At 62.2% G+C, this 24,356-nt stretch carries 23 protein-coding genes and 1 pseudogene; 14 read left to right on the top strand and 10 right to left on the bottom strand.

Features of this window, described 5'->3' with window-relative positions:
* The 4 genes from IPK59_02015 to IPK59_02000 all read left to right on the top strand — a co-directional run bounded on the left by IPK59_02015 (position 1) and on the right by IPK59_02000 (position 5,634).
* Positions 1-3,015 carry a sarcosine oxidase subunit alpha gene (locus IPK59_02015; GenBank protein MBK8157609.1) on the top strand — a complete coding sequence of 1,005 codons (3,015 nt, stop codon included), beginning with the start codon at positions 1-3 and terminating at the stop codon, positions 3,013-3,015.
* Complete coding sequence (locus tag IPK59_02010) at positions 3,008-3,619, top strand: sarcosine oxidase subunit gamma (protein ID MBK8157608.1); 612 nt, start codon at positions 3,008-3,010, stop codon at positions 3,617-3,619. Before IPK59_02015 ends, IPK59_02010 begins: the two co-directional genes overlap by 8 nt.
* A gap of 192 nt (positions 3,620-3,811) precedes the next feature.
* Positions 3,812-4,690, top strand: a complete 879-nt coding sequence (locus IPK59_02005; protein ID MBK8157607.1) for a DMT family transporter — start codon at positions 3,812-3,814, stop codon at positions 4,688-4,690.
* Positions 4,687-5,634 (top strand): DMT family transporter, encoded by a 948-nt coding sequence (locus tag IPK59_02000; protein ID MBK8157606.1) that lies wholly within the window; start codon positions 4,687-4,689, stop codon positions 5,632-5,634. Before IPK59_02005 ends, IPK59_02000 begins: the two co-directional genes overlap by 4 nt.
* A 21-nt stretch (positions 5,635-5,655) precedes the next feature.
* On the opposite strand, the gene can is transcribed toward IPK59_02000, so the two are convergent.
* Positions 5,656-6,315 carry a carbonate dehydratase gene (gene can, locus IPK59_01995; GenBank protein MBK8157605.1) on the bottom strand — a complete coding sequence of 220 codons (660 nt, stop codon included), beginning with the start codon at positions 6,313-6,315 and terminating at the stop codon, positions 5,656-5,658.
* A 95-nt stretch (positions 6,316-6,410) separates the two neighbouring features.
* On the opposite strand from can, the gene IPK59_01990 reads away from it, so the two are divergent.
* From IPK59_01990 to IPK59_01975, 4 genes are all read left to right on the top strand, one after another.
* Positions 6,411-6,980 carry a septation protein A gene (locus IPK59_01990; GenBank protein MBK8157604.1) on the top strand — a complete coding sequence of 190 codons (570 nt, stop codon included), beginning with the start codon at positions 6,411-6,413 and terminating at the stop codon, positions 6,978-6,980.
* 10 nt (positions 6,981-6,990) lie between these two features.
* Entirely contained in the window at positions 6,991-7,554 is a 564-nt protein-coding gene (locus tag IPK59_01985; GenBank protein ID MBK8157603.1) for a sulfite exporter TauE/SafE family protein, read from the top strand.
* 354 nt (positions 7,555-7,908) lie between these two features.
* Positions 7,909-8,346 carry a hypothetical protein gene (locus IPK59_01980; GenBank protein MBK8157602.1) on the top strand — a complete coding sequence of 146 codons (438 nt, stop codon included), beginning with the start codon at positions 7,909-7,911 and terminating at the stop codon, positions 8,344-8,346.
* Between the two features lie 114 nt (positions 8,347-8,460).
* Positions 8,461-8,988, top strand: a complete 528-nt coding sequence (locus tag IPK59_01975; GenBank protein MBK8157601.1) for a PAS domain-containing protein — start codon at positions 8,461-8,463, stop codon at positions 8,986-8,988.
* Here the strand turns inward: IPK59_01975 and IPK59_01970 are convergent, their stop codons facing one another.
* The 3 genes from IPK59_01970 to IPK59_01960 all read right to left on the bottom strand — a co-directional run bounded on the left by IPK59_01970 (position 8,989) and on the right by IPK59_01960 (position 11,518).
* A complete protein-coding gene (locus IPK59_01970) occupies positions 8,989-9,513 on the bottom strand; it encodes a L,D-transpeptidase family protein (GenBank protein MBK8157600.1) in 525 nt (174 codons plus the stop codon). It lies immediately after the preceding gene.
* Positions 9,514-9,614: 101 nt separating this feature from the next.
* Positions 9,615-11,192 (bottom strand): trimethylamine methyltransferase family protein, encoded by a 1,578-nt coding sequence (locus tag IPK59_01965; protein MBK8157599.1) that lies wholly within the window; start codon positions 11,190-11,192, stop codon positions 9,615-9,617.
* Between the two features lie 104 nt (positions 11,193-11,296).
* Complete coding sequence (locus IPK59_01960) at positions 11,297-11,518, bottom strand: hypothetical protein (GenBank protein ID MBK8157598.1); 222 nt, start codon at positions 11,516-11,518, stop codon at positions 11,297-11,299.
* Between the two features lie 84 nt (positions 11,519-11,602).
* Here IPK59_01960 and IPK59_01955 point away from each other — a divergent pair, with 84 nt between their 5' ends.
* Entirely contained in the window at positions 11,603-14,164 is a 2,562-nt protein-coding gene (locus tag IPK59_01955; protein MBK8157597.1) for an FAD-dependent oxidoreductase, read from the top strand.
* Between the two features lie 194 nt (positions 14,165-14,358).
* Positions 14,359-15,306 (top strand): alpha/beta hydrolase, encoded by a 948-nt coding sequence (locus IPK59_01950; GenBank protein MBK8157596.1) that lies wholly within the window; start codon positions 14,359-14,361, stop codon positions 15,304-15,306.
* On the opposite strand, the gene IPK59_01945 is transcribed toward IPK59_01950, so the two are convergent.
* The gene (locus IPK59_01945) at positions 15,278-15,772 is read right to left on the bottom strand and encodes a cytochrome b (protein ID MBK8157595.1); all 495 of its coding nucleotides are present in this window, start codon (positions 15,770-15,772) and stop codon (positions 15,278-15,280) included. The genes IPK59_01950 and IPK59_01945 overlap by 29 nt on opposite strands.
* Positions 15,773-15,928: 156 nt before the next feature.
* Between IPK59_01945 and IPK59_01940 the strand changes: the two genes are divergently transcribed.
* Positions 15,929-16,504, top strand: a complete 576-nt coding sequence (locus IPK59_01940; GenBank protein MBK8157594.1) for a GNAT family N-acetyltransferase — start codon at positions 15,929-15,931, stop codon at positions 16,502-16,504.
* A 333-nt stretch (positions 16,505-16,837) separates the two neighbouring features.
* Complete coding sequence (locus IPK59_01935) at positions 16,838-17,611, top strand: ferredoxin--NADP reductase (protein MBK8157593.1); 774 nt, start codon at positions 16,838-16,840, stop codon at positions 17,609-17,611.
* Between the two features lie 45 nt (positions 17,612-17,656).
* Here IPK59_01935 and IPK59_01930 read toward each other — a convergent pair whose 3' ends face one another.
* Positions 17,657-19,447: a calcium-binding protein gene (locus tag IPK59_01930; protein MBK8157592.1), complete on the bottom strand. Its 1,791-nt coding sequence runs from the start codon at positions 19,445-19,447 to the stop codon at positions 17,657-17,659.
* A 183-nt stretch (positions 19,448-19,630) separates the two neighbouring features.
* A complete protein-coding gene (locus IPK59_01925) occupies positions 19,631-20,521 on the bottom strand; it encodes a phenylalanine 4-monooxygenase (GenBank protein ID MBK8157591.1) in 891 nt (296 codons plus the stop codon).
* A 134-nt stretch (positions 20,522-20,655) separates the two neighbouring features.
* Here IPK59_01925 and IPK59_01920 point away from each other — a divergent pair, with 134 nt between their 5' ends.
* Positions 20,656-21,090: an Lrp/AsnC family transcriptional regulator gene (locus IPK59_01920; GenBank protein MBK8157590.1), complete on the top strand. Its 435-nt coding sequence runs from the start codon at positions 20,656-20,658 to the stop codon at positions 21,088-21,090.
* On the opposite strand, the gene IPK59_01915 is transcribed toward IPK59_01920, so the two are convergent.
* The 3 genes from IPK59_01915 to IPK59_01905 form a co-directional block, all read right to left on the bottom strand.
* A complete protein-coding gene (locus IPK59_01915) occupies positions 21,022-21,948 on the bottom strand; it encodes a hypothetical protein (protein ID MBK8157589.1) in 927 nt (308 codons plus the stop codon). The genes IPK59_01920 and IPK59_01915 overlap by 69 nt on opposite strands.
* Before the next feature lie 106 nt (positions 21,949-22,054).
* Positions 22,055-22,468, bottom strand: a complete 414-nt coding sequence (locus IPK59_01910; GenBank protein ID MBK8157588.1) for a hypothetical protein — start codon at positions 22,466-22,468, stop codon at positions 22,055-22,057.
* An 11-nt stretch (positions 22,469-22,479) separates the two neighbouring features.
* Positions 22,480-23,109 carry a gamma-glutamylcyclotransferase gene (locus tag IPK59_01905; protein MBK8157587.1) on the bottom strand — a complete coding sequence of 210 codons (630 nt, stop codon included), beginning with the start codon at positions 23,107-23,109 and terminating at the stop codon, positions 22,480-22,482.
* 177 nt (positions 23,110-23,286) lie between these two features.
* Here IPK59_01905 and bmt point away from each other — a divergent pair.
* Positions 23,287-24,331: pseudogene (gene bmt / locus IPK59_01900) on the top strand (betaine--homocysteine S-methyltransferase).
* Positions 24,332-24,356: the final 25 nt, after the last annotated feature.

Genomic DNA, 24,356 nt, shown 5'->3' with positions numbered 1-24,356 from the left:
ATGAGCGCGCAGAAGAACCGCGTCGCCACCGGCGGCCGCATCGACCGCTCGAAGCCGGTCCGCTTCACCTTCGACGGCAAGACTTATTACGGCTATCAGGGCGACAGCCTCGCCTCTGCCCTGCTCGCCAATGGCGTGACGCTGGTCGGCCGGTCGTTCAAATATCACCGCCCGCGCGGCATTATTTCGGCGGGTCCGGAAGAGCCGAACGCGCTCATCGAAGTCGGCACCGGCGCAAGGCGCGAGCCCAACACGCGCGCCCCGCAGATCGAGCTTTATGACGGCCTCGTCACGGCCTCGCAGAACCGTTGGCCGAGCCTCGATTTTGATCTTGGCGCCGTGAACTCGGTGGTGAGCCGCTTCCTGCCGTCGGGCTTCTATTACAAGACCTTCAAGTGGCCCAAAGATGGCTGGATGTTCTATGAAAAGTTCATCCGTCGCATGGCTGGTCTCGGGACCGGATCGCATGAGACCGACCCGGATCGATATGACAAGGTCTATGGCCATTGCGATGTGATGGTGGTGGGTGGCAACCCCGCCGGCCTCGCGGCAGCTCTGTCCGCCGGCCGGACCGGTGCCCGCGTCGTACTGGTCGACGAGCAATCGGAACTGGGCGGCTCGCTGTTGTCCGAACGCGACCGCACCATCGACGGCAAGCCGGCCGCCGACTGGGTCGCCGCTGCCAGCGCCGAACTCGGCAACATGCCGGAAGTTCGCGTGCTGACGCGCACGACGGCGTTTGCCTATCTAGACGCCAACATGCTGAGCTGTGTCGAGCGCCTGACCGATCATCTCGGCCCTACAGCCACCGGCCCGCGCCAGCGTCTGTGGCGTATCCGCGCCAAGGAAGTAATCCTGGCAACCGGCTCGATCGAACGCCCGCTGGTCTATAGCGACAACGATCGCCCGGGCTGCATGCTGGCCTCGGCCGCACGCACCTATGTCAACCGTTACGGGGCGACGCCGGGCCAGCGCGTCGTCATCATGACCAACAACGACACCGCCTATCAGACGGCCCTCGACCTCACCGCGGCCGGTGTCTCGGTCGCGGCCATCGTCGATCTCCGCGCCAACCCGACCGGTGCGCTGCCGCAGGCGGCACGTGCCAAGGGTATCGAGATTATCGAGAATTCGGCGATCACCCACGTCAAGGGCACCAAGCAGGTGCGCGAAGTCGACGTGCAGACGTTGACCAGCGACGGCAAGGGCGTCACGGGCAGTGCGCGCCATCTCTATTGCGACACAGTGCTGAGTTCGGGCGGCTGGCAGCCGACAGTGCATCTCCATTCGCAGACCCGCGCCAAGGTGGTGTGGGATGACGGCATCCAGGCCTTCGTGCCCGGCCCGATCATGCCCGGGCAGAACAACCGCTCGGTGGGTTCAGCGCGCGGCGCCTTCGGCCTCAACGAGGCGCTCAATGAGGGCCACAATGCCGGTGCGGAGGCTGCCGCCAGGTTCGGCTTCAGCAATGTGACCGGCAATGCGCCGAGTGCCGAGCCCGAGCCCGATGCCCAGCCCCTGCGTTCGCTGTGGATCATCCCGTCCAATGTGCCGGTCGGCCAGGGCGGCAAGCATTTCGTCGATTACCAGAACGACGTGACCGCCGCCGACGTGATGCTGGCGCACCGCGAAGGTTATGTCTCGGTCGAGCATCTGAAGCGCTATACCACGATGGGCATGGCGACAGACCAGGGCAAGACCAGCAACGTCAATGCGCTGGCCATCATGGCAGGCCTGAAGAACGTCTCGATCCCGGAAGTCGGCACCACCACCTTCCGCCCGCCTTACACGCCCGTCACCTTCGGTGTGTTCGCCGGGTCGGACAAGGGCGACTTCCTCGACCCCATCCGCAAGACGCCGATCCATCAGTGGCATGCCGAGCATGGCGCGCCGTTTGAGTGCGTCGGCCAGTGGCACCGTGCCTGGTACTACCCGAAGGCCGGCGAGGATATGCATGCCGCAGTCAACCGCGAGGTGAAGGCGACCCGCGACTCCGTCGGCATCGTCGACGCCTCGACGCTTGGCAAGATCGATATCCAGGGGCCGGACGCCGCCTGGTTCCTCAACATGGTCTACACCAATGCCTGGTCCAAGCTGGAGCCCGGCAAATGCCGCTATGGCTTCATGTGCGGCGAAGACGGCATGGTGTTCGATGACGGCGTCACCAGCCGCATCTCGGAAAACCATTTCCACATGACCACCACCACCGGCGGCGCCCCGCGCGTCATGAGCTGGCTGGAGGAATGGCATCAGTGCGAATGGCCGGACAAGAAGGTCTACTTCACCAGTGTCACCGAACAATGGGCTGTCTTCGCGCTGAACGGACCCAACTCCCGCAAGGTGCTTGAGAAGGTCGTTTCGGATATCGATCTCTCGGAAGAAGCCTTCCCGTTCATGACCTGGCGGGACTGCACTGTTGCTGGTGTCAAGGCACGCATCTACCGCATCAGCTTCACTGGCGAGCTCTCCTACGAAGTCAATATTCCGCCGAGCTACGCGCTCCATGTCTGGCGCGCGCTGATGACGGCGGGTGAGGAGTTCAGCATCACCCCCTACGGCACCGAAGCGCTCCATGTGCTGCGCGCCGAAAAGGGATTCGTGATCGTGGGCCAGGAAACCGACGGCACGATGACGCCCCAGGATCTCGGCTTCGAATGGATCATCGGCAAAGCCAAGCCCGACTTCATCGGCCGCCGCTCGCATCTCCGTTCCGATACCAAGCGGCCGGACCGAAAGCATCTGGTCGGTCTCCTCACGGAAAATCCGAACGACGCCCTGGCGGAAGGCGCGCAGGTGGTCGAGCACGTGAAGGACAAGCCGCCGATGACCATGATCGGCCATGTGACGTCGAGTTACTGGAGCCCGAACGCCAATCGTTCGATCGCCATGGCGGTCATCAAGAATGGTCGCAATCGCATGGGCCAGACGGTCTACCTGCCCTATGAGGGCAAGGTGATCGCGGCCAAGATCAGCAAACCGACCTTCCTCGAGGATGGAGCCCCCGCAAATGGCTGAAAGCTATACCCGCCGCAGCCCGCTGCAGCATTTCGGCCTGACCGCGGCCGCCGCCAAGAGTGACGTGGCCAGCGCCGAGGTCGTGATCGGTGAATCCGCCCACCGCGCTATCGTCAACATCCGCGGCGACGGCGGCGAAGCCTTCAAGACTGCCGTCAAATCGGTGACCGGTGTCGACCTGCCGGTAAAGCCGAATACCACGGCGCAATCCGGCGCCTACCGCATCCTGTGGCTGGGCCCGACCGAATGGTGGGTTGTGACCACAAGCGGTGCAGAGGAAAGGCTGGTGGCCGATCTGCGCCAGGCTTTCACGGGCCAGCACGCCGCGGTGATCGACGTATCCGAAAGTCGCGCTGTCATTACCCTGTCGGGCGCCAAGGCGCGCGACATGCTGGCGCGTGGCTGCAGTCTAGATCTCCATCCTCGCGTCTTCGGCCCCGGCCAATGCGCGCAGACTGGCCTCACCAAGGCCAACATCATGCTGGACCAGACCGACGGTGCGCCCAGCTTCGATATCTATGTGCTCAAGAGCTTTGCCGATTACCTCTGGCAATGGTTCTGGCTGATCGGCCGCGATTACAAGCTGGCCATTCGCGCCCACTGACGGAGGGCGCATCTCAAAGAACAAAGGCCCGCCATGAAAAGCGGGCCTTTTTCGTTGCTGCAGCGCGAAAGCAGACCCGCATGACCGGCACGCATTAAACGAAGCCCTCACCAACCGATCGCCATGCTATTCAGGCGTATAAGAGGTCCGGTCCACTTGGTCTGAGCCCGAAACTGCCGTGCAGCCCGCGCCATGACCCCACCCAGTTCCAAGGCCCTCATTCACGCCATGATCTACATGGTGCTGGGCGTGTTTTGCTTCTCGATCCTGGACGCGGTCACCAAGAAGCTCACCGAGGATTACGGCACCTGGCAGATCATTATGCTCTCGCGCGTGGTGACGATCACGGCCATGGTGATCAGTGTTGGCTATCAGCATCGCAGCATGTTTGCCTTCCGCACCGGTTTCCTGCGCACGCATATGATGCGCTCGGTGCTGGTCATCGCGACCACCTGGACCTTCTTCGAATGCCTGCGCTATATCGAGCTGGCGGATGCGATCGCCATCGCCTTTGCCGCACCCTTGTTCATCACGGCGATGTCCGGGCCGATCCTGGGCGAGAAAGTCGGCTGGCGCCGCTGGAGCGCCGTGATCATCGGGTTTGTTGGCGTCGTCATCGCCGTCGAACCGGGCCGTCACGGTATCGGCATCGGTGCCATCCTGGCGCTCTGCGCCGCCCTCACCTACGCCATGGGCCAGATCTGGCTGCGCCCACTGGTGGGGCGCGAGAAGGGCCATAACATCATCTTCTACGGCACGCTGTTCAGCGGGTTGGCGGCGATGTGGCCGGCACTCCTCGAATGGCAATGGCCGACACCGATGGGCTGGTTGCTGTTCCTGATCCAGGGATTGTGCAGCACAATTGCCCAGATCTTCATGATCCGCGCCTTCCGCGTCGGCGAGGCCTCGCTGCTGGCGCCGCTGGAATATACCGCCCTCGTCTGGGCGGGCCTGTTCGGCTACATTTTCTGGGACGAGTTGCCGACCATCCAGGTGATTGGCGGCGCCGTTATCATCATTGCCGCCAGCCTCTATATCGCTCACCGCGAAGCCATGAAGCGCAGGACATGAAGCTGCAGCCACCCAACAAGCTGATGTCGCCGATGGGCGCCATGTTCTTCATGGCCGTTGGTGTCTTCCTCTTCGGCGTCGCCGATGCCAGCACCAAGTGGCTGACGGCCGGCTACCATACCTGGCAGATCCTGGCGGTCGGCCGCGTGCCGGCCTTGTTCGTGGCGCTCTATCTCACCTTCCGCGCGACCGGCAATCCGTTCCGGCTGAAGACCAGCCATTTCAAACTCCACGCCATGCGCAGCGTGCTGATCATGGCAACTGGCTATACTTTCTTCGAAGGCCTGCGCCTGTTGCCACTGGTCGACTGCATCGCCATTGCCTTCGCCGCACCTTTGTTCCTGACCGCGCTCTCCGGTCCCCTGATCGGCGAGGAAGTCGGCTTACGCCGCTGGATGGCGGTGCTGGTGGGATTTGTCGGCGTGGTCGTTGCCCTCATCGCCGTGCCGCAGGATGAAGGCAATTTCTTCACGCATCTCAACCTCGGTGCGCTGTTCGTGCTGGCCTCCGCCCTTCTCTATGCTCTGGTGTTGATTACCTTGCGAAGCGTGTCCGGCAAGGACAGTTCGCACAACATCCTGTTCCACACCTCGGCGGCGACGCTGATCATCGTCGTCCCCCTGGCTGCCCTGGAATGGCAATGGCCGAGCGGGTCCGATTGGTGGATCATGCTCCTGCAGGGAACCAGCAGCGCCCTGGCGCAGCTGGCAATGATCCGCGCTTTCCGCAGCGGTGAAGCCTCGATGCTGGCGCCGATCGAGTACACCGCGCTGATCTGGGCTCTGTTCTTCGGGTGGTCGCTGTGGAGCGAATTGCCGACGATGCAGACCTTGATCGGCGCCGGCATCATCATCGCCGCCAATCTCTACATCGCCCAGCGCGAGGTCCATCACGCGCGCAAGAAGTCCGCGATCGTGCCGGAGAATCCGGCACTGCCGGAATAGGCCGATGCTCGCCGCTCGGAGCTAGAAGCTCGGTGTCTCGTCGAAGGTGAGAAGCTGGTAGATCGGGTCCACGTCGTGGACGCCGTCGGCCCAGAAGTCGAGATCGCGCAGGCGACCATCGCGCACCGAATAGGCCCAGCCATGGACGCTGAGCTGCTGGCCGGACTTCCAGGCGTTCTGCACGATGGTCGTGTGGCAGATGTTGCGCACCTGCTGGCGGACATTGAGCTCGCACAGCATGTTGAGGCGCTTCTCCAGGTTCGCCTCGGCTTCCAGAAGCTCGGCATTGGCGGCGTAAATATCCTTGATCTGGCGCAGCCAATTGTCGATGAGGCCAAGCTCCGAATTGCCCATGGCAGCGCGCACACCACCGCAGCCGTAATGGCCGCAGATGATGATGTGTTCGACCTTCAACACATTGACCGCGAACTCCAGGACCGACAGGCAATTGGTGTCGATGTGGTAGACCAGATTGGCAATGTTGCGGTGGACGAAGATCTCGCCCGGCGGCAGGTCGAGGATCTGGTTGGCCGGGACCCGGGCGTCGGAGCAGCCAATCCAGAAATATTTCGGTGCCTGCTGTTCGGCGAGGCGCTTGAAATAGTCTGGATCCGCCGCAATCTGACGTTCGGACCAGGCGCGGTTGCGCTGGAAGATCTGGGCGTGGGTCTTTTCGGACATGATCGACCTTGGCTTCGGGAGCGGGGACTAGGCAGAGACGCCGCCCTCGCATACCATGCCGCGCTGCACCAGAACAATAGGACCGGCACTGGGCAATGACCACACCAACCGCCCCGAAATGGATAAAGCCCGCTGTGGAATTCGGCCCATTGGTCGTGTTTTTCATCGCCTTCAAGGTTTACGATCTGCGGGTAGCGACGGGCGTTCTTATGGCAGCCACAGTTGTCTGCGTCGCCATAGGCTACTGGACGACGCGGAAAATTTCGCCGATGCAACGTGTCACGGCCGTTGTGGTTCTCTTGTTCGGTACACTGACGCTGGTGCTGCACGACAACTCGTATGTGAAAATGAAGCCAACGGTTGTGCAGGCGCTCTTCGCCATCGTGCTGTTCGGCGGAGCTATTTTAAGGCGACCAACCCTGCAATATGTTCTGGGAGAAGCGCTGAAACTGAACGATTCCGGCTGGCGGCAACTCACTTGGCGCTATGCAATTTTCTTCACCTGTATGGCAATTCTGAACGAGATCATTTGGCGCAATTTTTCTGAGGGCTTTTGGGTGAATTTCAAGCTTTTCGGAATCGTCGGCCTGACCCTGCTGTTCAGCCTGGCGCAGATGCCGTTGATGAAGCGCCATATGATCGAAACGCCCGGCGAGCCCGGCTGACATCTCACCCATGCCACCTGCCCTCTTCGCCGTTCTGCCGGAGATGAGTGCCGGCGCGGCAGCGCTGGTCTTCGCAACCGTCTTCCTTGCCGGCTTCCTGCGCGGATTCACCGGCTTCGGTTTTGCCCTGGCCGCTGTCCCTGTGATCACCCTGTTCGTCGAGCCGGCAGCCGTGGTGCCAGCCATTCCGATCGTCGCCATGGTGGCTGGTGCCGAGCAGATGCGCCGTGCCTGGCGGGTGGCGAATTGGCATGCCATCCGGCGCCTCCTCATCGGCGCGGTGCTGGGCGCGCCGTTCGGCGTGCTGGCCCTCTCATATCTGCCCGCCAACATCATGCGCGCCTTGATCGGCCTGGTGCTGCTGCTGGCGGTGCTGGCCTTGTGGCGCGGCTATCGCTTCAAGGAACGACCGCACACCGCAGCGCAGGTCGGGATCGGCATCGCTTCCGGGCTCCTCAACGGCGCCACCGCGATGGGTGGACCGCCGGTCATTCTCTACTTCCTGGCAGCACCCGAAGGTGTCGCAATCGGGCGAGCGTCGCTGCTCGTCTACTTCTTCTTCATTTCCGCCTGAGTATCATCGCGCAGGCAATGGCGGGACTCATCGATCTCAAAGTCATTGTGCTGGCGCTGCTGATGATCCCGGTCATGGCACTGGGCAATGTCATCGGCGACCGCATGTTTCAACCGCTCGAAGGCCCGCACCTATCAGCGCATCGCCCTTGGTTTCCTGCTGGCCATCGCGATCCTCGCCATCGGGCGCGCTGCTCTCGGCTGAAGCCACCGTTAGCCTATTGTCGGCGGGGCGGGCCTTTGATACCTTCCTTCGCAACTGCGGGATGAAGAGATTGAAAGATCGCGGGCGCACGATCATCGGGTCGGATGGCAATGTCCTGGGAGCGGGTGACAAGGTTCCTGTGAGCTGGCCATGCAGCGTGCCAGCAACGAATCCCGCCGCGTCTATGAAGCCTGGCTCAAGCTCAGAAAAAACGGAAGCCTGCCAAGCCTGGCAGATTGGGCAGCAGCAAACGCCGTTCCCGATCTCGAACACTGCCTGCTGGTGACCGAGATCCTCGCCCAGCCACATGATTACCGTTACCTCAAGCTCGGCACACGAGCGATCGAGGTCCGTGGACATAATCCAACCGGCAAGACCATCCGCGATGTCTATCAAGGTGACGCTCTTGCCTTCGTATTGGAAAACTACGACCTCGCCGTCGCCAATCCTTTCGGGATTATCGACTTTTCGATCGAGGTCGCCAGGGATCATAACTTCATCGAGCTTGAAACACTGCTGCTGCCCTTGGCGAACGATGGCAGGACACCCAGCCATGTCCTCGTTTATGGCCATTTTCTCTTGCGATGACCATCGACCGCGTTTGATTCAGACCGTCACGATTTCGCCATACCGATAGAAGAGATTGCTGTGCACGCCCCACGGGGCATTGTTCCGAAACGACCGATTGAAGTTGCAGAACTGATGACAGCATCCGAGCTCCTTGACCCCGCCAATTGGAAGGGCGAGGTCCACTATCTCCCAGGGCCCACGGGGCGATCCGACATGATCGCGACCGTGCAGGCCTATTGGATGCGCCAGTGCTTCGGCAAGACCTTCCCGGCACGCGCTGACATCGACGCGCTCTATTTGGGCGGCGTATTGCCCTATCTGTCGCTGGCGACCATCCAGCCGGAGCCGTTCCGCGTGCAATACCGGTTGGTCGGCACCGAGGTCGCGCGCTTCTACGGCGCCGAGATGCGCGGCAAATGGGTCGATGAGATGACCATCTGGCCAGCGCAGGATATCGTCGACACCCACGACACCTATCGCCGTATCTTCGAGCAGCGTGTGCCGAACTACGGCCTGTCCCTGATCGGTTGGGGGGATCGGGATGATCACGTATTCGAGTTCGCGCGTTTCCCGATCTCCGAAGACGGCATCAACGTCACGCATTGCCTCGGCATCGACGACTTCACCATGATCGAACCACCGAGCGGCCGCGCGCTCTGATCAGGGCACAATCAAGATCGGCGTACCGTCCGGCACCAGGTGCCAGATCTCTTCGATCTCGGCATTGTCGAGCGCGATGCAGCCCTCCGTCCAATCGATCTTGGGTGCCGTCGCACCAGGCCAGAAGTTCGGCAGGCCGTGAATGAAGATGTCGCCGCCCGGCGGCACACCCAACCCGGCACTCGCAGCGCGATCGGCAGGTCGCGGATAATCAATATGCAAGGAGAGATGATAGGCGCTCTTCGGGTTGCGCCAGTCGATGACATAGTGGCCTTCCGGCGTGCGCTCGTCCCCCTCGCGTCGCTTCGGCCCGGCGGGATTACCGCCCAGGGCGACCCGGTAAGATCGGATCACCCGCCCATCTCGGTGCAGATCCAGACGTCGTTCCGATTTGTCGACAAAAACAGAATCTGCCGCTTGTTCTGCGGTGGCCGCTGAAATCGACACTTCACCGCGCCACAAGGCACCGACAACGATGCCGACGAGGCTCGCGAAGAAGATCGCCAGGATGGGTCTGAGGATCATGCCCTCTCATAGCCGCGCAGTTGGGCGGTGAAAGGGCCAAATTGTGGCAAAACGAAAAGGGCGTCCCGAGGGACGCCCTTTCCGAACTCATGATCCGTGGATCAGACGTTGCTATCCGGGGTCGCCGCTTTCTTCTTGGCGATGAACTCCTTCAGCGCCTCGTCGATGGCGGGATCCAGCGTCGGGGCTTCATATTCCGACAGCATGCGCTTGTAGATCTTGTTGGCGCGGGTGGCGGCGTCCTGGGCGCCTTCGGCTTCCCACTGCTCGAACGAGTTGTTGTCGGCGATGTTGGAGCGATAGAAGGCCGTTTCGAAATTGGCCTGGGTATGCGCGCAGCCCAGGAAATGGCTGCCGGGGCCAACTTCGCGGATGGCATCCAGCGCCTGGCCGTTTTCACTGAGATCGATACCCCTGGCGAGCGTCTGCATCATGCCGAGCTGGTCTGCATCCATGATGAACTTCTCGTAGCCGGCCGAGAGGCCGCCTTCGAGCCAACCGGCGCCATGCAGCACGAAGTTGGTGCCGGCCTGGAGAGTCGGCAGCAGGGTCTGGGCGCTTTCGTAAGCCGCCTGCGCATCGGCAATCTTGGAGCCGCAGAGCGAGCCGCCGGTGCGGAAGGGGATGCCGAGACGACGCGCGAGCTGTGCTGCTGCCAGCGACACCAGGGTCGGCTCCGGTGTGCCGAAGGTCGGCGCGCCCGACTGCATCGAGATCGACGACGCGAACACGCCGAAGATCACCGGCGCGCCGGGATTGTAGAGCTGCGAGGTACCGGCGCCAGCCAGGACTTCGGAGAGAACCTGGGCCAGCGTGCCTGCGGCCGTCACCGGGCTCATGGCGCCGGCGAGGATGAAAGGTGTCGTGATGCAGGCCTGGTTGGCACGGGCGTAGACTTTCATCGCCCCCAGCATGGTGCCGTCCCAGACCATCGGCGAGTTGGCGTTGATGAGGCTGGTGATGACCGTGTTCTTGGCGACGAATTCCTCGCCGAACAGGATGCGGGCCATGGCGACGGTGTCCTCGGCGCGTTCGGGCGCCGTGACCGAGCCCATGAACGGCTTATCCGATAGCTTCATATGGCTGTAGACCATGTCGAGATGCCGCTTGTTCACCGGCAGATCGACCGGCTCGCAGACCGTGCCGCCCGAATGATGGATCGAGGGCGACATATAAGCGAGCTTCACGAAATTCTGGAAGTCGGCGATGGTCGCGTAGCGGCGGCCATTGTCGAGGTCGTGCACGAAGGGCGGGCCATAGACCGGCGCGAAGACGGTCGCATTGCCGCCGATCTGGACGTTACGCTCCGGGTTGCGGGCGTACTGAATATACTGCTTGGGCGCTGATTTCTGAATGATCGAGCGCGGCAGACCGCGCGGGAATCGGATGCGAGTGCCCTTTACATCGGCGCCGGCCTTTTTCCACAGTTCCAGTGCTTCCGGCTCGTCGCGGAACTCGATGCCGATTTCTTGCAGGATGGTGTCGGCATTGCGCTCGATGATGCTCAAGCCGTCTTCGTCCAGCACCGTCACGAGCGGGATATTGCGCACGATATAGGGGTTCTGGAGGATGGTCGGCTTCTGGCGGAGGGCGCGCCTCGCGTCGGAGCCACAGCGCGAGCGGCGACCGGTAACCGGCTGGCCTTCCACGGCGTCAGAAAGCGGTTCCACATTGGACATGATGAAGGGCCTTTCCCGTGAATCAAACTAATAGACCGATGACTTATTCGTCGTCCATATCGGCACCGGAAGGGCCTTTCCTCTAGCGAAAGTGCGACAACGCCTCACCAGATCGCGCCAATTGCGCCATTGCCGAAAACATTGATTTTGCGGCGCAATACCGCAAACTGTCCTGTTTGCGCCATTTTTCGGTAGCTGCCGCTTTGTGACCATTTCCCGCAGTAGCAGGCCGACTCCGAGGCGCGGATTAGCAGCGACATCCGCAGAAATTCACAGGCAAAACAGGCGTCTAGCACCGCCACAAGGCCCTTCTTGTCGCGCCGCATTTTGCTAATGTCGCAAACAGGCGGCAATCGCGGCGCGCCGCCGCCCTATAGTCTGGCAACAATACCATTTCGGAGTAGCGGGTTATGGCAGAGTTTCCGTCAAAGGCGAAAGTCGTCATCGTCGGTCTGGGCGGCATCGTGGGCGCATCCGTCGCCCATCATCTGGTCGAGCGTGGCTGGGACGACATCGTCGGCATCGACAAGTCCGGCGTGCCGACTGACATCGGCTCGACGGCGCATGCCTCCGACTTCTGCTACATGACCAGCCACGACTTCCTGTCCTGCTGGTCTTCCCTCTATTCCATCGATTTCTATTCGAAGCTCGGTCATTACGAGCGCATCGGCGGCCTCGAGATCGCCCGCGTCGGCGATGACGGCCGCATGGACGAGATCAAGCGCAAGGTCTCCTCGGCCAAGGCCTTCGGTACCCGCGCGCGCCTCATTGACCCGGCCGAGATCAAGAAAAAGTTTCCGCTCATCGAGGAAGACAAGGTGCAGGGCGGGCTCTGGGATCCGGATGCCGGTCTCGTCATCCCGCGCTCGCAGACCGTCGCCGGCAAGCTGGTCGAACGGGCCGAGGCCGCCGGCAAGCTCAAGGTCTTCGCGCACACCTCCGCCACGTCGCTTGTCATCGAGAACGGCCGCCTCAAGGGCGTCGTCACCGATCGTGGTACGATCATGGCGGACTACGTGGTCGTCTGCGCCGGCCTCTGGGGCCGCCTGATCGCGGAGATGGCCGGCGAGGATCTGCCGGTCATGCCGGTCGACCATCCGCTCTGCTTCTTCGGGCCCTATACCGAATTCGCCAAGACCGGCAAGGAAATCGGCTGGCCGCTGCTGCGCGACCAGGGTAACTCCGCCTATATGCGCGACACCGGCGATCCCACGACGGCCGAAGGCGGCATGATCGAATGGGGCTATTACGAGGAAAAGAACCCGCGCCTGGTCCATCCGCGCGACCTCCTCGAAAAGCATGAAGCGCGGCTCTCGCCCTCGCAGCGCGATCTCGACATGGACCAGATCATCGAGCCGTTGGAGCGCGCCATCGAACTCACCCCGATCCTCGCCGAGCTTGGCTATGAGGAGAAGCGCTCCTTCAACGGCCTGCTACAGGTGACGACCGATGGCGGCCCCTCGATCGGCGAAAGCCAGAAGGTGCGCGGCCTCTGGTATGCCGTCGGCATCTGGGTCAAGGACGGTCCTGGCATGGGCAAGCTAATCGCCGATTGGATGACCGACGGCCGCACGCCGATTGACCACAACCGGATCGATTTCGCGCGCTTCTATCCGCATATGATGGAAGAGAAGTTCATCGAGGGCCGTTGCGGCGAAGCCGCGCGCAAGATCTATAACCCCGCTGTCCATCCGCGCGAACCCTATGACACCGGCCGCAATGTCCGCCGCTCGCCCTTCTACGAGCGCGAGAAGGAACTCGGCGGCTATTTCATGGAGCTGGGCGGCTGGGAACGCGCGCACGGCTACAAGGCCAACGAGCATCTCCTCGAAAAATACGGCAACCGCGTACCGGTGCGCGAGAACGAATGGGACAACCGTCACTTCTGGCGCGTCTCCAATGCCGAGCATCTCGCCATGAGCGAGGATTGCGGCATCGTGAACCTGTCGCATTTTGCCATCATCGACATCGAAGGCCCCGATCACGTGGCGCTGCTGGAATGGCTGTGCGCCGCCAAGATCGGTGGCGACAACATGATCGGCAAGGGTATCTACACCCACTTCCTCGATGACGAAGGCATGGTCCGCGCCGACTTCACCGTCATCCGCATGGCCGATCGCTGCCGCTTCATCGACGGCGCCGATGCCGGGCCCCGCGACTTCCACTACATGCGCCGCGTAGCCGAGGACAAAGGCTTCAACGTCACCATCACCGACGTGACATCACAATATGTCACGATCGGCATCTGGGGCCCGAACGCCCGCACGACGCTGCAGAAGGTCGTCGAGGACCCCGCTGGTCTCAGCCACGAGAATTTTCCCTTCGCGGCGATCAAGCCGATCAAGATCGGCGGCAAGAATGTCGCTGCCTTCCGCATCTCCTATGTCGGTGAGCAGGGCTGGGAACTTCACATGAAGTACGAAGACGGCCTCGCCGTCTGGGACGCCCTGCGCTCGACCGGCGTCATGGCCTTCGGCGTCGAGACCTACGCCAACAGCCGCCGCATGGAGAAGTGCCTGCGCCTGCAGAACGCCGACCTGCTGACCGAGTATAATCTGATCGAATCCGATCTCGCCCGCCCCAAGGTCAAGGACGTCGATTTCCGCGGCAAGGCGAAGCATCTCGAATACAAGGCGCGCGAACACCAGCCGGCAATGCTGTGCACGCTGGTCATGACCGACAATTTCGATTCCAGAGGCGTCGCCCGCTACCCCGTCGGCACCATGCCGGTGATGGACCCGGAAACGGGCGAGACGCTGGTCGACGGGCTCGGCCGCCGCTCGTTCACCACCTCCGTGGCCTACGGCCCGACCATCGGCAAGAACATCGCCCTTGCCTATCTCCCCTGGGCCTATTGCCAGACCGGCCGCAAGCTGCAGGTCGAATACTTCAGTGAAACCTACCCGGTCGAGGTGGTCGCCATCGGCTACAAGCCCCTCTACGACCCGGAGAATTTAAAGCCCCGGACGTAATGTGCTGGCTTATCTGCATCTGTCTCAAGTTACAAAGCCCCTGCCGAAAGGCTGGGGCTTTTTGCTTTTGCTATTCTCGTTCCTTATCGTCATCCTCCGCGAAGGCGGAGGATCCACGAGTCACTTTCTTTAATTACCACCAAACTCATGGATGGTCGGCCTGCGCCGACCATGACGATTATAAGTGACGTAGCATGACACAAATTCGCCGCCTGCCCGCTCCAACCTCCATCAGCCAACCCGCCCAGAAATTCCTGCGTAGCGCGCCCGTCATCACCGCGCGGCCGATGGATCTGCCGGCGCTGGAAAAACGGCGGCGGGATACGCATGCGTTTTATGCGCCAGCGGGGTTCAAGCTGCTGAAGGAACTCGGCGGCGCTGCCGACGAGGTGATGCTGGGCGCGGTGCGGGCGCAGCGGATCACGCCGAAGAATGCGACAGCGACGAATGTCACCTTCTATCTCTTTGGCGGCGGATATGTGCAGGGATCACCGGATGAGGATCTGGAAATCACGGCGCAGTTGGCGGAGCTGACCAAGCAGCGCATTTATGCGCCCCATTACGCCCTGGCGCCGGAGAAGCCGTTTCCAGCCGCCCTCGACGAGGCCCTCTCCGCCTATCGTGCGTTGGTGGCTGAGCAGGGTGCCGCGACCATCACGGTCATGGGCGAGTCTGCCGGGGCGGGCCTGGCGCTGCTGACCTTGCTGGCGGCTTCAAAGGCGGGATTGCCGATGCCGCGCCGGCTGGTGCTGCTCTCGCCCTGGTCGGACCTCAGCAAGACTGGCGACACACTGACGACACTGGCCGGTTGCGATCCCTCATTGCATTACGAGATGACCCTGGAGCCGGCAGCAAGGGCCTTTGCCGGTGGGCGCGATCTTACCTCGCCGGAGATCTCGCCGCTCTATGCGGACTATCCGACGGCCTTTCCCAAGACGCTGATCACGACAGGCACACGCGACCTTTTCCTCAGCGACTGCGCGCGGCTGTCGACGAAGATGCGTGCCGCCGGCATCGATTGCGAGTTGCGCGTCTGGGAAGGGATGTGGCACGTCTTCGAATATTACGATTTGCCTGAGGCGCAGGCTTCCCTCGCCGAGATCGCGCGCTTCATCACGGCGCTGGAACTAACATCCGCTTGAGGGTGCTGTCCTTCAGCCAGAAGTGATGGAACAGCGCCCCCAGAGCATGGATGACGATGAAAGCGATGAAGAGCGGCTTGCCGATCTCATGCACCTCGCCGATCTCCTCGTCGACATAGACCGCGAGCAAGCCCGTAACCGGCACCGCGACCAGCAGCAGATAAAAGATACCGTGGACGATTTTGGCGGCAAGTACGGCCAGGCCCTGGCCGATGGGCGCCGGCGTACCTTGGAACATCCGCACGATGATGCGCAGGCCAACCAGGGCGAGGATGGCGATGCCGACCCAGTAATGCGCGTCCGCCAGAAGCTGCGCGGTCGGGTCCGGGACCTCTCCATGCTCCAGCGCCTCGGTCACTTCGCCCATGCTTTCGCCGAAGATCAGCTGGAACAGCACCATGAGGGCGATTGTCCAGTGCAGGAGTATCTGCAGTCCGGAATATCCCTGGCGAGCGGTGGGGGCCATCTTGTCTCTCCTTGCCTCAATGGGCAGCGACGGTTGCCGTGGCGGCGATAATCTGGAATATCGACGTGGCACATTGTCGATAACCTTACAGGGTTTATGGTTGGTCGTATTGCTGCAATTTGACGCTGGCCGCCGCCCCCTGGGAGTTCCCGCTTCATGATCAGCCCGGCCTACCCCATCGAGACCGCGCGTCTGCGCATCCGTCCCTTTGCCGAGCGCGACCTGCAGCAGATGGTGGCGCTCTACAGCGAGCCAGAGGTGTTGCGCTATCTTTATGTCGGCCAGCGCTCCGGCAACGAGATCGCCAAATCGCTGCAGGAACGCTGCAAGAAGACTGCCCTGGCGGCTGAGGGCGACAAGCTGGTCCTGGCGGTCGAGCTCAAGGAGACCGGCATCTGTGTCGGCGAGGTGATCCTGGTCTGGCTCAGCCAAACGCATTGCTCGGCCGAGGCCGGCTTCATCATCCACCCCGCCTTCCAAGGCCAGGGCTTTGCCCGCGAAGCGATCCTGCCGCTGCTCCGCTTCGGCTTCGAGGTGATGAACTTCCACCGCATCATCGGCCGCTGCGACGGGCGCAACACGGCCTCGGCCAAACTGATGGCCAAGCTTGGCATGCGCCAGGAGGCGCATCTCATCGAGAACGAGTTCATCAAAGGCGAGTGGACCGACGAGCTGGTCTTCGCCCTGCTCGACCGCGAATGGCGCGCGTCGAGGGATGATAAAATGGCGTGACGGCAAGGCACCAGCGCATGGCTGATGCCGCTGCCGGCAACGCGGTCACACGCTCATCCGGCAGCCCGGTCCCATGACGCAGCATTTTTCGTTCGGATGCAGGGAGTTGCCGCGCCGTCACCGCTCCCGGGGCTTGCATTTGCGAACGGTTCGCAATATTGATGACCCAGCGCCATCCGCCGAATTCACACTGCCCCGCGCGGGATAACCCCTTGCAGGCGATTGATATTCTGTCGTTTTCCGGTTAGACAGCGCACCATCAGTGTTCAATGCTGCAACGCAAAATGGGCTGCCCCGGCGGTCGCCCGAGAGTTTTGGTGAAGAGAAGAGATCATGAGCAACCTGCTGCAGGCGGAAGTCACCGACGTCCACCACTGGACCGATCGCCTGTTCACCTTCAAGACGACCCGCGACCCCGCCTTCCGCTTCGCCAGCGGCCAGTTCACGATGATCGGCCTTGAAGTGAACGGCAAGCCGCTGCTGCGCGCCTATTCGATCGCCAGCGCCGCTTACGAGGACATGCTCGAATTCCTCAGCATCAAGGTGCCGGATGGTCCGCTCACCTCGCGCCTTCAGCATCTCAAAACCGGCGACAAGATCCTGGTCGGCCGCAAGGCCACCGGCACGCTGCTGCCGACCAATCTGCTGCCGGGCAAGCATCTCTATCTCTTGGGCACCGGCACCGGCCTTGCGCCCTTCCTCAGCCTGGTCAAGGACCCCGAGGTCTATGACCACTACGAGAAGATCGTCCTGGTCCATGGTGTCCGCCACATCAACGAACTCGCTTATGCCGACTTCCTCGAAAAGGAACTGCCGGCGCATGAGCTGATCGGCGATCTGGTGCGCGAGAAGATGATCTATTACCCGACCGTGACGCGCGAGCCCTTCAAGCATAACGGCCGCATCACGCATCTGATCGAGAGCGGCAAGCTGTGCGACGATGTCGGCCTGCCGCAGCTTAACTCAGGCGAAGACCGCATCATGCTGTGCGGCTCGCCGGCGATGCTGGCGGATCTGCGCCCGCTCTTCGAGACGCGCGGCTTTTCCGAAGGCAGCGTCGCCCAGCCCGGCCACTACGTCATCGAAAAGGCGTTTGCCGAGCAGTAAGCAATTACCGGGCAGCGATCCTGGGATCGCCGCCCGGCTTGGCCCTTAGAGCGTACCCGGCAGGATATCGCTGCCGATCGTCACGGTATGCGTCTGCATGCCCACCAACGTCATCTGCGGTTCATCCAGCCCGAAGGTGCCGTCGCCATTGGCGTCGATCTTGACGGTCGCGCCATGATAGCCGCCGGCATCGCCGTATTCGACCATAACGCGGCCGGCGCGCTGCGCCGTCGCGACATGCAGTGCATCGAAGACGTCGTCGAGGTCAATGAAGTCCTGCGACCCGCCGCTGCCGTCGCGGAAGCCGAAGACGATATCGTGCCCGTCGAGGGCGGATTCGACGAAGAGAATCGTCTGGTCGCCGGACAGGAAAAGCAGATCCTTGCCGGCACCGCCGGTCACCCAGTCATGGCCATCGCTGTATATGCGATCGCCGCCATCCTCGCCGCGCAGGACATCGAGGTCCACCGTCGCACTGGCGCCATAGATCGGCCTATCGAGCGGCGGGTTGCCGGGCGCACCGCTGTAGAAATCGTGCTGGGCGAAGAGAATGTCGTCGCCCTCGCCGCCGATCAACGTGTTCTGCCCCTCGCCGCCCACCAGGACATCTTCGTCATTGCCGCCGGAGAGCGTGTCGTTGCCCTCCCCGCCATAGATATAATCGCGACCACCCTGGCCCAGGACCACGTCGTGTCCGGTACCGCCGAAGACCCTGTCCTGCCAATCGGTCCCGACGATCCAGTCATTGCCGTCCCCGCCATATGCGCGAACCTCACGGCTGAGATCGGCCGGCAGGATGACGCTGGCCGGCATGGTGCCCATGTAGATCGTGTCGTTGCCGTTGTCGCCGGAAAGGACATCCCAGCCCGAATAGGTGACACCCGTGCCGCCGCCATAGAGCGTGTCGTTGCCGTCGCCGCCGCCGATGCTGTCGTCGCCGGTGCCACCGGACAGGCGGTCGTTACCGGCATCGCCACTCAGAATGTCATTGCCGTCGCCACCAAAGCCCGTGTCGTTGCCGAGCCCGCCTCGCACATTGTCGTCGCCGCTGTCGCCGCTCACCGTATCGTCGCCGTCATTGCCGCTGACCCAGTCATTGCCGGCGCCGCCATAGAGAGCGTCGGCCGTGCTGCCGCCGTTGAGCTGGTCATTGCCGGTGCCGCCATAGAGACGACCACTGCCGAAGAGTGTGTCGTCGCCTTCATCGCCAAAGAGATAGTCGAAACCGTCGCCGCCATGAACGTAGTCATTGCCCTGGCCACCATACAAACGGTCATTTCCCGCGCCGCCGAGGAGGCTGTCGTCACCGGTTCCGCCCTGAATCAGATCGTCGCCATCGCCGCCTTCTATATTATCGATGTCGGCGCCGCCATTGATCGTATCGTTGCCGGCGCCGCCGTAGAGAAAATCGTCCCCGGCGTCTCCATCCAGCGTGTCGTTGTCGTCGAGGCCGTAGAGCCGGTCATTGCCCTCGCCACCGGAAAGGTAGTCGTCACCCGTATGCCCCTTCAGATAGTCATTGCCGGTGCCGCCATACATCGTGTCGTTGCCGGCGCGCCCCAGCAGGCGGTCATTGCCGCCCAGGCCATAGATGACCTCGCCCTCCGGCGAAACTCCCATGTCGATATAGTCGTCACCTTCCGTGCCGTGCACGACCGTGCGCGAGTCGACCGTGTCGGGATAATCGAAATCGTCCGGCAGACCGGCTTTGGCCGTGTCCGCCACGGGAGCCGGGCTAACCTCGCCGGTTCCCGCAGCAAGCTTCTCGGTGGCATAGATGACTTGCTCGATCTGGCGCCCAACCTCATTCGAAAGCGCTAACTCCAACTTCTTCATGACCAACCTCCAACATTAATTGCAGGGTTTCCAAGGCACCTCTTGCCTTGTGTGTGGATAGTTGGACATTATTTTGAATTTCGAGAGCCGTTTCTGGCCCATTTGTGCGGCAGGTCACAATAAATGAGGATTTGATCTTGAACCGACCGGCCAAGTCACATCCCCGGGCGCTGCTTTTGGGGATTATTGCCGGGCGGAGATAACCTGATCGTCGGGGCGCAGTTCTGTGGCCGGTATGGGGCCTGCCGTCTTCAGCTTGGTATATAGCGGGGCAAAGGGTTGGTTCATGGCAGCGAAGAGCTCGTCATAGCTCTTCAGCACGAAATAGGTCTCCTGGAAGGCATCGATGCGGAAATCCGTTCCCATGACCCGCGTCAGATCGAAGCGCAGGCGCAGCGGCTTGAGTGAGGTCACGCTGAATTCCGTCTCGGTCGCCGAGGAGAGCATGCCGGCGCCATAGGCCTTGATCGCGCCCTTCTCCCGGATCAGGCCGAACTCGACCATGTACCAGAACAGCCGCGCCAGAATCTTGGTGGCGCCCATCGCCATCGCTTCGTCGCCCTTGCGGCCATATTCCTGCAGATAGTCGGCAAAGATCGGCTGCGTCAGCAGCGGCACATGACCGAAGAAATCGTGGAAGACATCGGGCTCCACCAGATAATCGATTTCATGCTCTTCCCGGATCCAGGTGGTGACCGGGAAGCGCCGATGAGCCAGATGCCGGAAGAAGGCGTCGTCGGGGATGAGGCCGGGGACCGCCACGATTTCCCACCCTGTCAATGTGCGGAGCCGCTTGCTCGCAGCTTCGAAATCGGGAATGCGGTCCAACGGCATGTCGAGGTTCTGCATGCCTTCAAGGAATTCTCTCGCGGCGTATCGCCGTGCCACCTGGCTCTGGCGGTGGAAGAGCTTCTGCCACAAGCGGTGTTCGGCGGCTGTGTAGCTGGACAGATCCTGCACGATGGTGAAATCCGTGGCGCAGGACGAGTAATCACCACGCAGTTTCTCCTGCGTCGCCAGCCAATCCTGGGCGCTGGAAGGCGCTGCGGCGGGGGAGAAAACCGGATAGAGCATGGCGCACCTCGGCGGAGAAGGTCAGACATCAATCCTGCCCTCGATCACCGAGGGTTTTCCGCCAAAAATCCCGCCTCACCTTTACAAATTGGTGTCTTTCCCTATTATTGTGACAATGATGAGGGAATTTCTCCATGGCAGAGCTGGACACGATCGACCGCAAGTTGCTGCGCATCCTGCAGCGTGATGGGCGGATTGCCGTCACCGAGCTTGCCGAGCAGGTCGGCCTGTCAGCGACACCCTGCGCGCGACGCCTGAAGCGTTTGGAGGATGAAGGCTTCATCCGCGGCTATCATGCGAGCCTGGACGCCAAGAAAGTCGGCTGCGGCCTGCAGGCCTTCGTGCAGATCAAGCTTGGCGATCATGCCGAAAAGACGGTGGCTGCCTTCGAAGCAGCCCTGCTCCGTCGGCCGGAGGTCGTTGCCTGCTACGCCATCACCGGCAGTAGTGATTTCCTGATCCATGTCATGACGTCGGACCTCGACGCGCTGGGCGAGTTCTCAACCTGCACCCGCTGCGCATGCCCGGCGTCCGCGACACGCAATCCAGCATTGTGTTGTCGATCCTGAAGGCAGACACAGCCATTCCGCTGGGCTGATCGACCAGCCCGATTCCAGATATCGCGCGACTTCGGCGGCGCTCACGGCACGACGGAGGGCAGCGTCCTCGGCGTCGCAGATCATGGCGAAATGATCGACGAAAGCAGCGCCGAACAATCTGGCATTCGCGGGATTTCCCTTGAAGCGTCGGGTCGCTTCCGTGAGGTCACCGGGCAAGCGAGGCACATCCCCTGGAATCTCATTCGGCCCACCGCTGCTGATCGGCGCAGCCGTGAGCGGCAGGCCGCGCTCGATCCCGTCGAGACCGGCACCCAGCATCATGGCAAGACCCAGATAGACATTGACGTCGCTGCCCGGCAGGCGGAGCTCGAGGCGCGTCATCGCATCGGTTTCGGCCGCCGTTCTGACCGCAGCAGCATAATTGTATGGCGCCCAGCTTGCCGTCTTCGGCGCCCAGCTGCCGGGTGCAAAGCGGCGATAGGCATTCACGGTTGAGGCCACCATCGGAAAGGCATCTGGCGCCAATTCGAGGATGCCCGCCAGGAAGGATTGGGCCAATGCGCTCAAACCATTGTGGTCGGCTGGATCAGCAAAGAGATTGCGGCCCGTCTTGGTATCCCGCAACGACAGATTGATATGCCCACCGATGCCGGGATAGCCGGCGCCCAGCAAAGGCATGAAGCTCGCCGTCATGTTGCGCCGGCGGCAGAAGGCCTTGGTGAAGAGGCGGAAGAAGGCGGCATCATCGGCCGCGCGCATGGCCGGGCGATGGCGCAGTGTTGCTTCGAAACAGCCCGGCCCCAATTCGACACCGAGTGCCAGGAGGTCGATATCGGCACGGCGCAACAAATCTTCAAGCTCGGCCACGAAGCCAGCATAGATCGCCGCGGTCTGGCCCGACCAGCAGCGGTTATCCGGTGCGAACTGATTGAAAGCGGCAAAACCTTGCTGCGCAGGGTTTCCGCCGTTTCATTCAGCATGATGAACTCGAATTCAAATGTGCGGGCATCCACCTCGAACCCACGCGCCGAGGCCTTTCGATCTGTCGCGCCAGAATGCGGCGCGGCATGATCTCCGCCTGTGGGCCGGTAAAGTCGGCGACCAGGAGTGCCGCCTTGGGTTCGAACGGATAGGCTCGGACCGAGGCCGGATCGTAAGCGATGGTCTCGCTGCGATAGGGGCCGGGCGCGAGGATGGATTCCGCCACATCCCATTTTGGCGGGACATTGGCAAAAACGGCGTTGTCGACATTGCCCAGCAGGTCGCTGCGGTGCAATCGCCGCTCGCGAAAGGCGCAGGCAAAATCAAAGATACCGGTGTGGACGATGTCCGCATCCAGGCGCTGCAGCTCGCGCTCGAGAGCCGCTTTGGAGCTTTCCCCCCTCAAGATCCTCCCCCCTATTGCTGCTTGGTCGCCGCAATTCTTTCCCGGACCAGCCTGTCCATCCGCGCAAGACCGCGGTCGGTGATACCCAGTTGCAGCAGATGCGCATGGGTTTCGTGAAGATATTCGGCGCAGGAGCCGACGGGGCCGCAGGCGCGTGCAATCATGGTGACGGATTCCTCGTCGGTGCCGGGCCGCAGATAACGCATATGCTTGCGGTTGGAGACGAAGGCGATGGCGTTGATCTCACCGGTCTCGGTCTTGATCCGCGACCAGCGCGGCGTGTAGGCGGCGGAAATCATCTCGCGTCGCCAAAGAGCGTGGAGGTCATCCATCTCGGTTGCGGGGTCGAGTTGTAGCGCCACGCTGCGGCATAGGCCGCCCCGATCGAGGGAGAGCATCAGGCCCGGCGCCTCATCCGTGCCGCGGAAACGTCTCACGATCAGGCAGAAGCGCCGGTGATAGCCGCGTAGAACGCCCATGCGTGCCTCGACATGGGCAAAGGCCGGTTTCCACAGCAGCGAACCATAGGCGAAGATCCAGATCGGCTGCCCCGGCGGTCGCTGTGTCAGCGTGGCTTCCAGCGAAGCCTGACGCTCGGCGTCGGTCAGCCAGCTCAGACTCAGCCGGTCAGCCTCCGTCATCTCGGGCCAGTACTCGGTCGCAACGGGCGGGGTGGAATCAGGTGCCATGCTAGCTAGTGTAACCAATCTCTTGCCTTGAAGCAGCGGCCAGAAAGTCTTACTTTGCCGCTTATATAACAAAGCCGTTATATGATGAAATTGGCACCACCGCGCTGCCTTGGAACCGGGAACCTATTGATGACAAATCGTTTTCTCCGCCTGCTGGCTGAAAAGCCCTTCCTGATGGCCGATGGCGCCACCGGGACCAACCTGTTCCAGGTCGGTCTCCAGGCAGGCGACGCGCCGGAAATGTGGAATTTCGACCATGTTGACCGGATCGAGGCCTTGCACAAAGGCTTCGTCGATGCGGGGGCGGATATCATCCTCACCAACAGCTTTGGCGGGACCAAATACCGGCTGAAGCTGCACGGCCTCCAGGACCGGGTGGCCGAGGTCAACCAGCGGGCGGCGGAGATCGCGCGCGGCGTGGCGGATCGGAGCGGCCGGGAGGTGGTCGGCGGGCTCCATGGGGCCGACGGGCGAGTTGCTTGAGCCGCTGGGTTCACTGACCGAGCCGGAAGCCGTCGTCGCTTTCCGCGAACAGGCCCTGGCCCTCAAGGCCGGCGGCGTGGATGTGCTGTGGATCGAGACCATGTCGGCGAAGGAAGAAGTGGCGGCCGCCGTGAAGGGTGCTGCCGCGGCCGGCCTGCCGATCGTCACCACCATGAGCTTCGACACGAATGGTCGCACCATGATGGGCCTGACGCCGGCGGATTTCGTCGATTTCGTCCACACGCTTGACCCCAAGCCCACGGCCTATGGCGCCAATTGCGGCGTCGGCGCCTCGGACCTCACGGCGACCATCGTGCAGCTATCGGCAGCGGCAAGGCCCGGCGATGTGATCATTGCCAAGGGCAATTGCGGCATCCCGTTCTTTGACGCCGGCAAGATCAAGTATAACGGGACCCCGGATTTGATGGCCGATTACAGCCGCCTGGCGCGGGATTCCGGCGCCCGTATCGTGGGCGGTTGCTGCGGGACTTCGGCCGAGCACCTCGCCCATATGCGCAGCGCCCTGGATGCCTACACGCCCGGCGACAAGCCCAGCATGGACACGATCGTGGCGCGGCTCGGCCCGATCACGACCGGTGCGGCGGCCCAGCTTTCCGGCGACGACCCGGTCCAGGCCACCAAGCGCGCCCGCCGCCGCGACCGCACGACAACCGGCGACGTCGCCTTCTAAGCCGGTTATAAAACAGCATCGCCCG

The organism is Rhodospirillaceae bacterium (assembly GCA_016712715.1).
Taxonomy (GTDB): Bacteria; Pseudomonadota; Alphaproteobacteria; order Dongiales; family Dongiaceae; genus Dongia.
The sequence above is the reverse complement of the archived record's forward strand: the minus strand, read 5'-3'. Positions and strand labels throughout refer to the sequence as shown.

Bases quoted from the DNA above. Each gene is read 5' to 3' on its own strand.
- IPK59_02010 (MBK8157608.1), top strand. From the start codon at position 3,008: ATGGCTGAAAGCTATACCCGCCGCAGCCCGCTGCAGCATTTCGGCCTG.
- IPK59_01935 (MBK8157593.1), top strand. From the start codon at position 16,838: ATGAGCAACCTGCTGCAGGCGGAAGTCACCGACGTCCACCACTGGACC.
- IPK59_01950 (MBK8157596.1), top strand. From the start codon at position 14,359: ATGACACAAATTCGCCGCCTGCCCGCTCCAACCTCCATCAGCCAACCC.
- IPK59_02005 (MBK8157607.1), top strand. From the start codon at position 3,812: ATGACCCCACCCAGTTCCAAGGCCCTCATTCACGCCATGATCTACATG.
- IPK59_01930 (MBK8157592.1), bottom strand. From the start codon at position 19,447: ATGAAGAAGTTGGAGTTAGCGCTTTCGAATGAGGTTGGGCGCCAGATC.
- can (MBK8157605.1), bottom strand. From the start codon at position 6,315: ATGTCCGAAAAGACCCACGCCCAGATCTTCCAGCGCAACCGCGCCTGG.
- IPK59_01905 (MBK8157587.1), bottom strand. From the start codon at position 23,109: ATGACGGAGGCTGACCGGCTGAGTCTGAGCTGGCTGACCGACGCCGAG.
- IPK59_01945 (MBK8157595.1), bottom strand. From the start codon at position 15,772: ATGGCCCCCACCGCTCGCCAGGGATATTCCGGACTGCAGATACTCCTG.
- IPK59_01975 (MBK8157601.1), top strand. From the start codon at position 8,461: ATGACAGCATCCGAGCTCCTTGACCCCGCCAATTGGAAGGGCGAGGTC.
- IPK59_01965 (MBK8157599.1), bottom strand. From the start codon at position 11,192: ATGTCCAATGTGGAACCGCTTTCTGACGCCGTGGAAGGCCAGCCGGTT.
- IPK59_02000 (MBK8157606.1), top strand. From the start codon at position 4,687: ATGAAGCTGCAGCCACCCAACAAGCTGATGTCGCCGATGGGCGCCATG.
- IPK59_01920 (MBK8157590.1), top strand. From the start codon at position 20,656: ATGGCAGAGCTGGACACGATCGACCGCAAGTTGCTGCGCATCCTGCAG.
- IPK59_01980 (MBK8157602.1), top strand. From the start codon at position 7,909: ATGCAGCGTGCCAGCAACGAATCCCGCCGCGTCTATGAAGCCTGGCTC.
- IPK59_02015 (MBK8157609.1), top strand. From the start codon at position 1: ATGAGCGCGCAGAAGAACCGCGTCGCCACCGGCGGCCGCATCGACCGC.
- IPK59_01940 (MBK8157594.1), top strand. From the start codon at position 15,929: ATGATCAGCCCGGCCTACCCCATCGAGACCGCGCGTCTGCGCATCCGT.
- IPK59_01955 (MBK8157597.1), top strand. From the start codon at position 11,603: ATGGCAGAGTTTCCGTCAAAGGCGAAAGTCGTCATCGTCGGTCTGGGC.
- IPK59_01990 (MBK8157604.1), top strand. From the start codon at position 6,411: ATGACCACACCAACCGCCCCGAAATGGATAAAGCCCGCTGTGGAATTC.
- IPK59_01970 (MBK8157600.1), bottom strand. From the start codon at position 9,513: ATGATCCTCAGACCCATCCTGGCGATCTTCTTCGCGAGCCTCGTCGGC.
- IPK59_01960 (MBK8157598.1), bottom strand. From the start codon at position 11,518: ATGCGGCGCGACAAGAAGGGCCTTGTGGCGGTGCTAGACGCCTGTTTT.
- IPK59_01925 (MBK8157591.1), bottom strand. From the start codon at position 20,521: ATGCTCTATCCGGTTTTCTCCCCCGCCGCAGCGCCTTCCAGCGCCCAG.
- IPK59_01985 (MBK8157603.1), top strand. From the start codon at position 6,991: ATGCCACCTGCCCTCTTCGCCGTTCTGCCGGAGATGAGTGCCGGCGCG.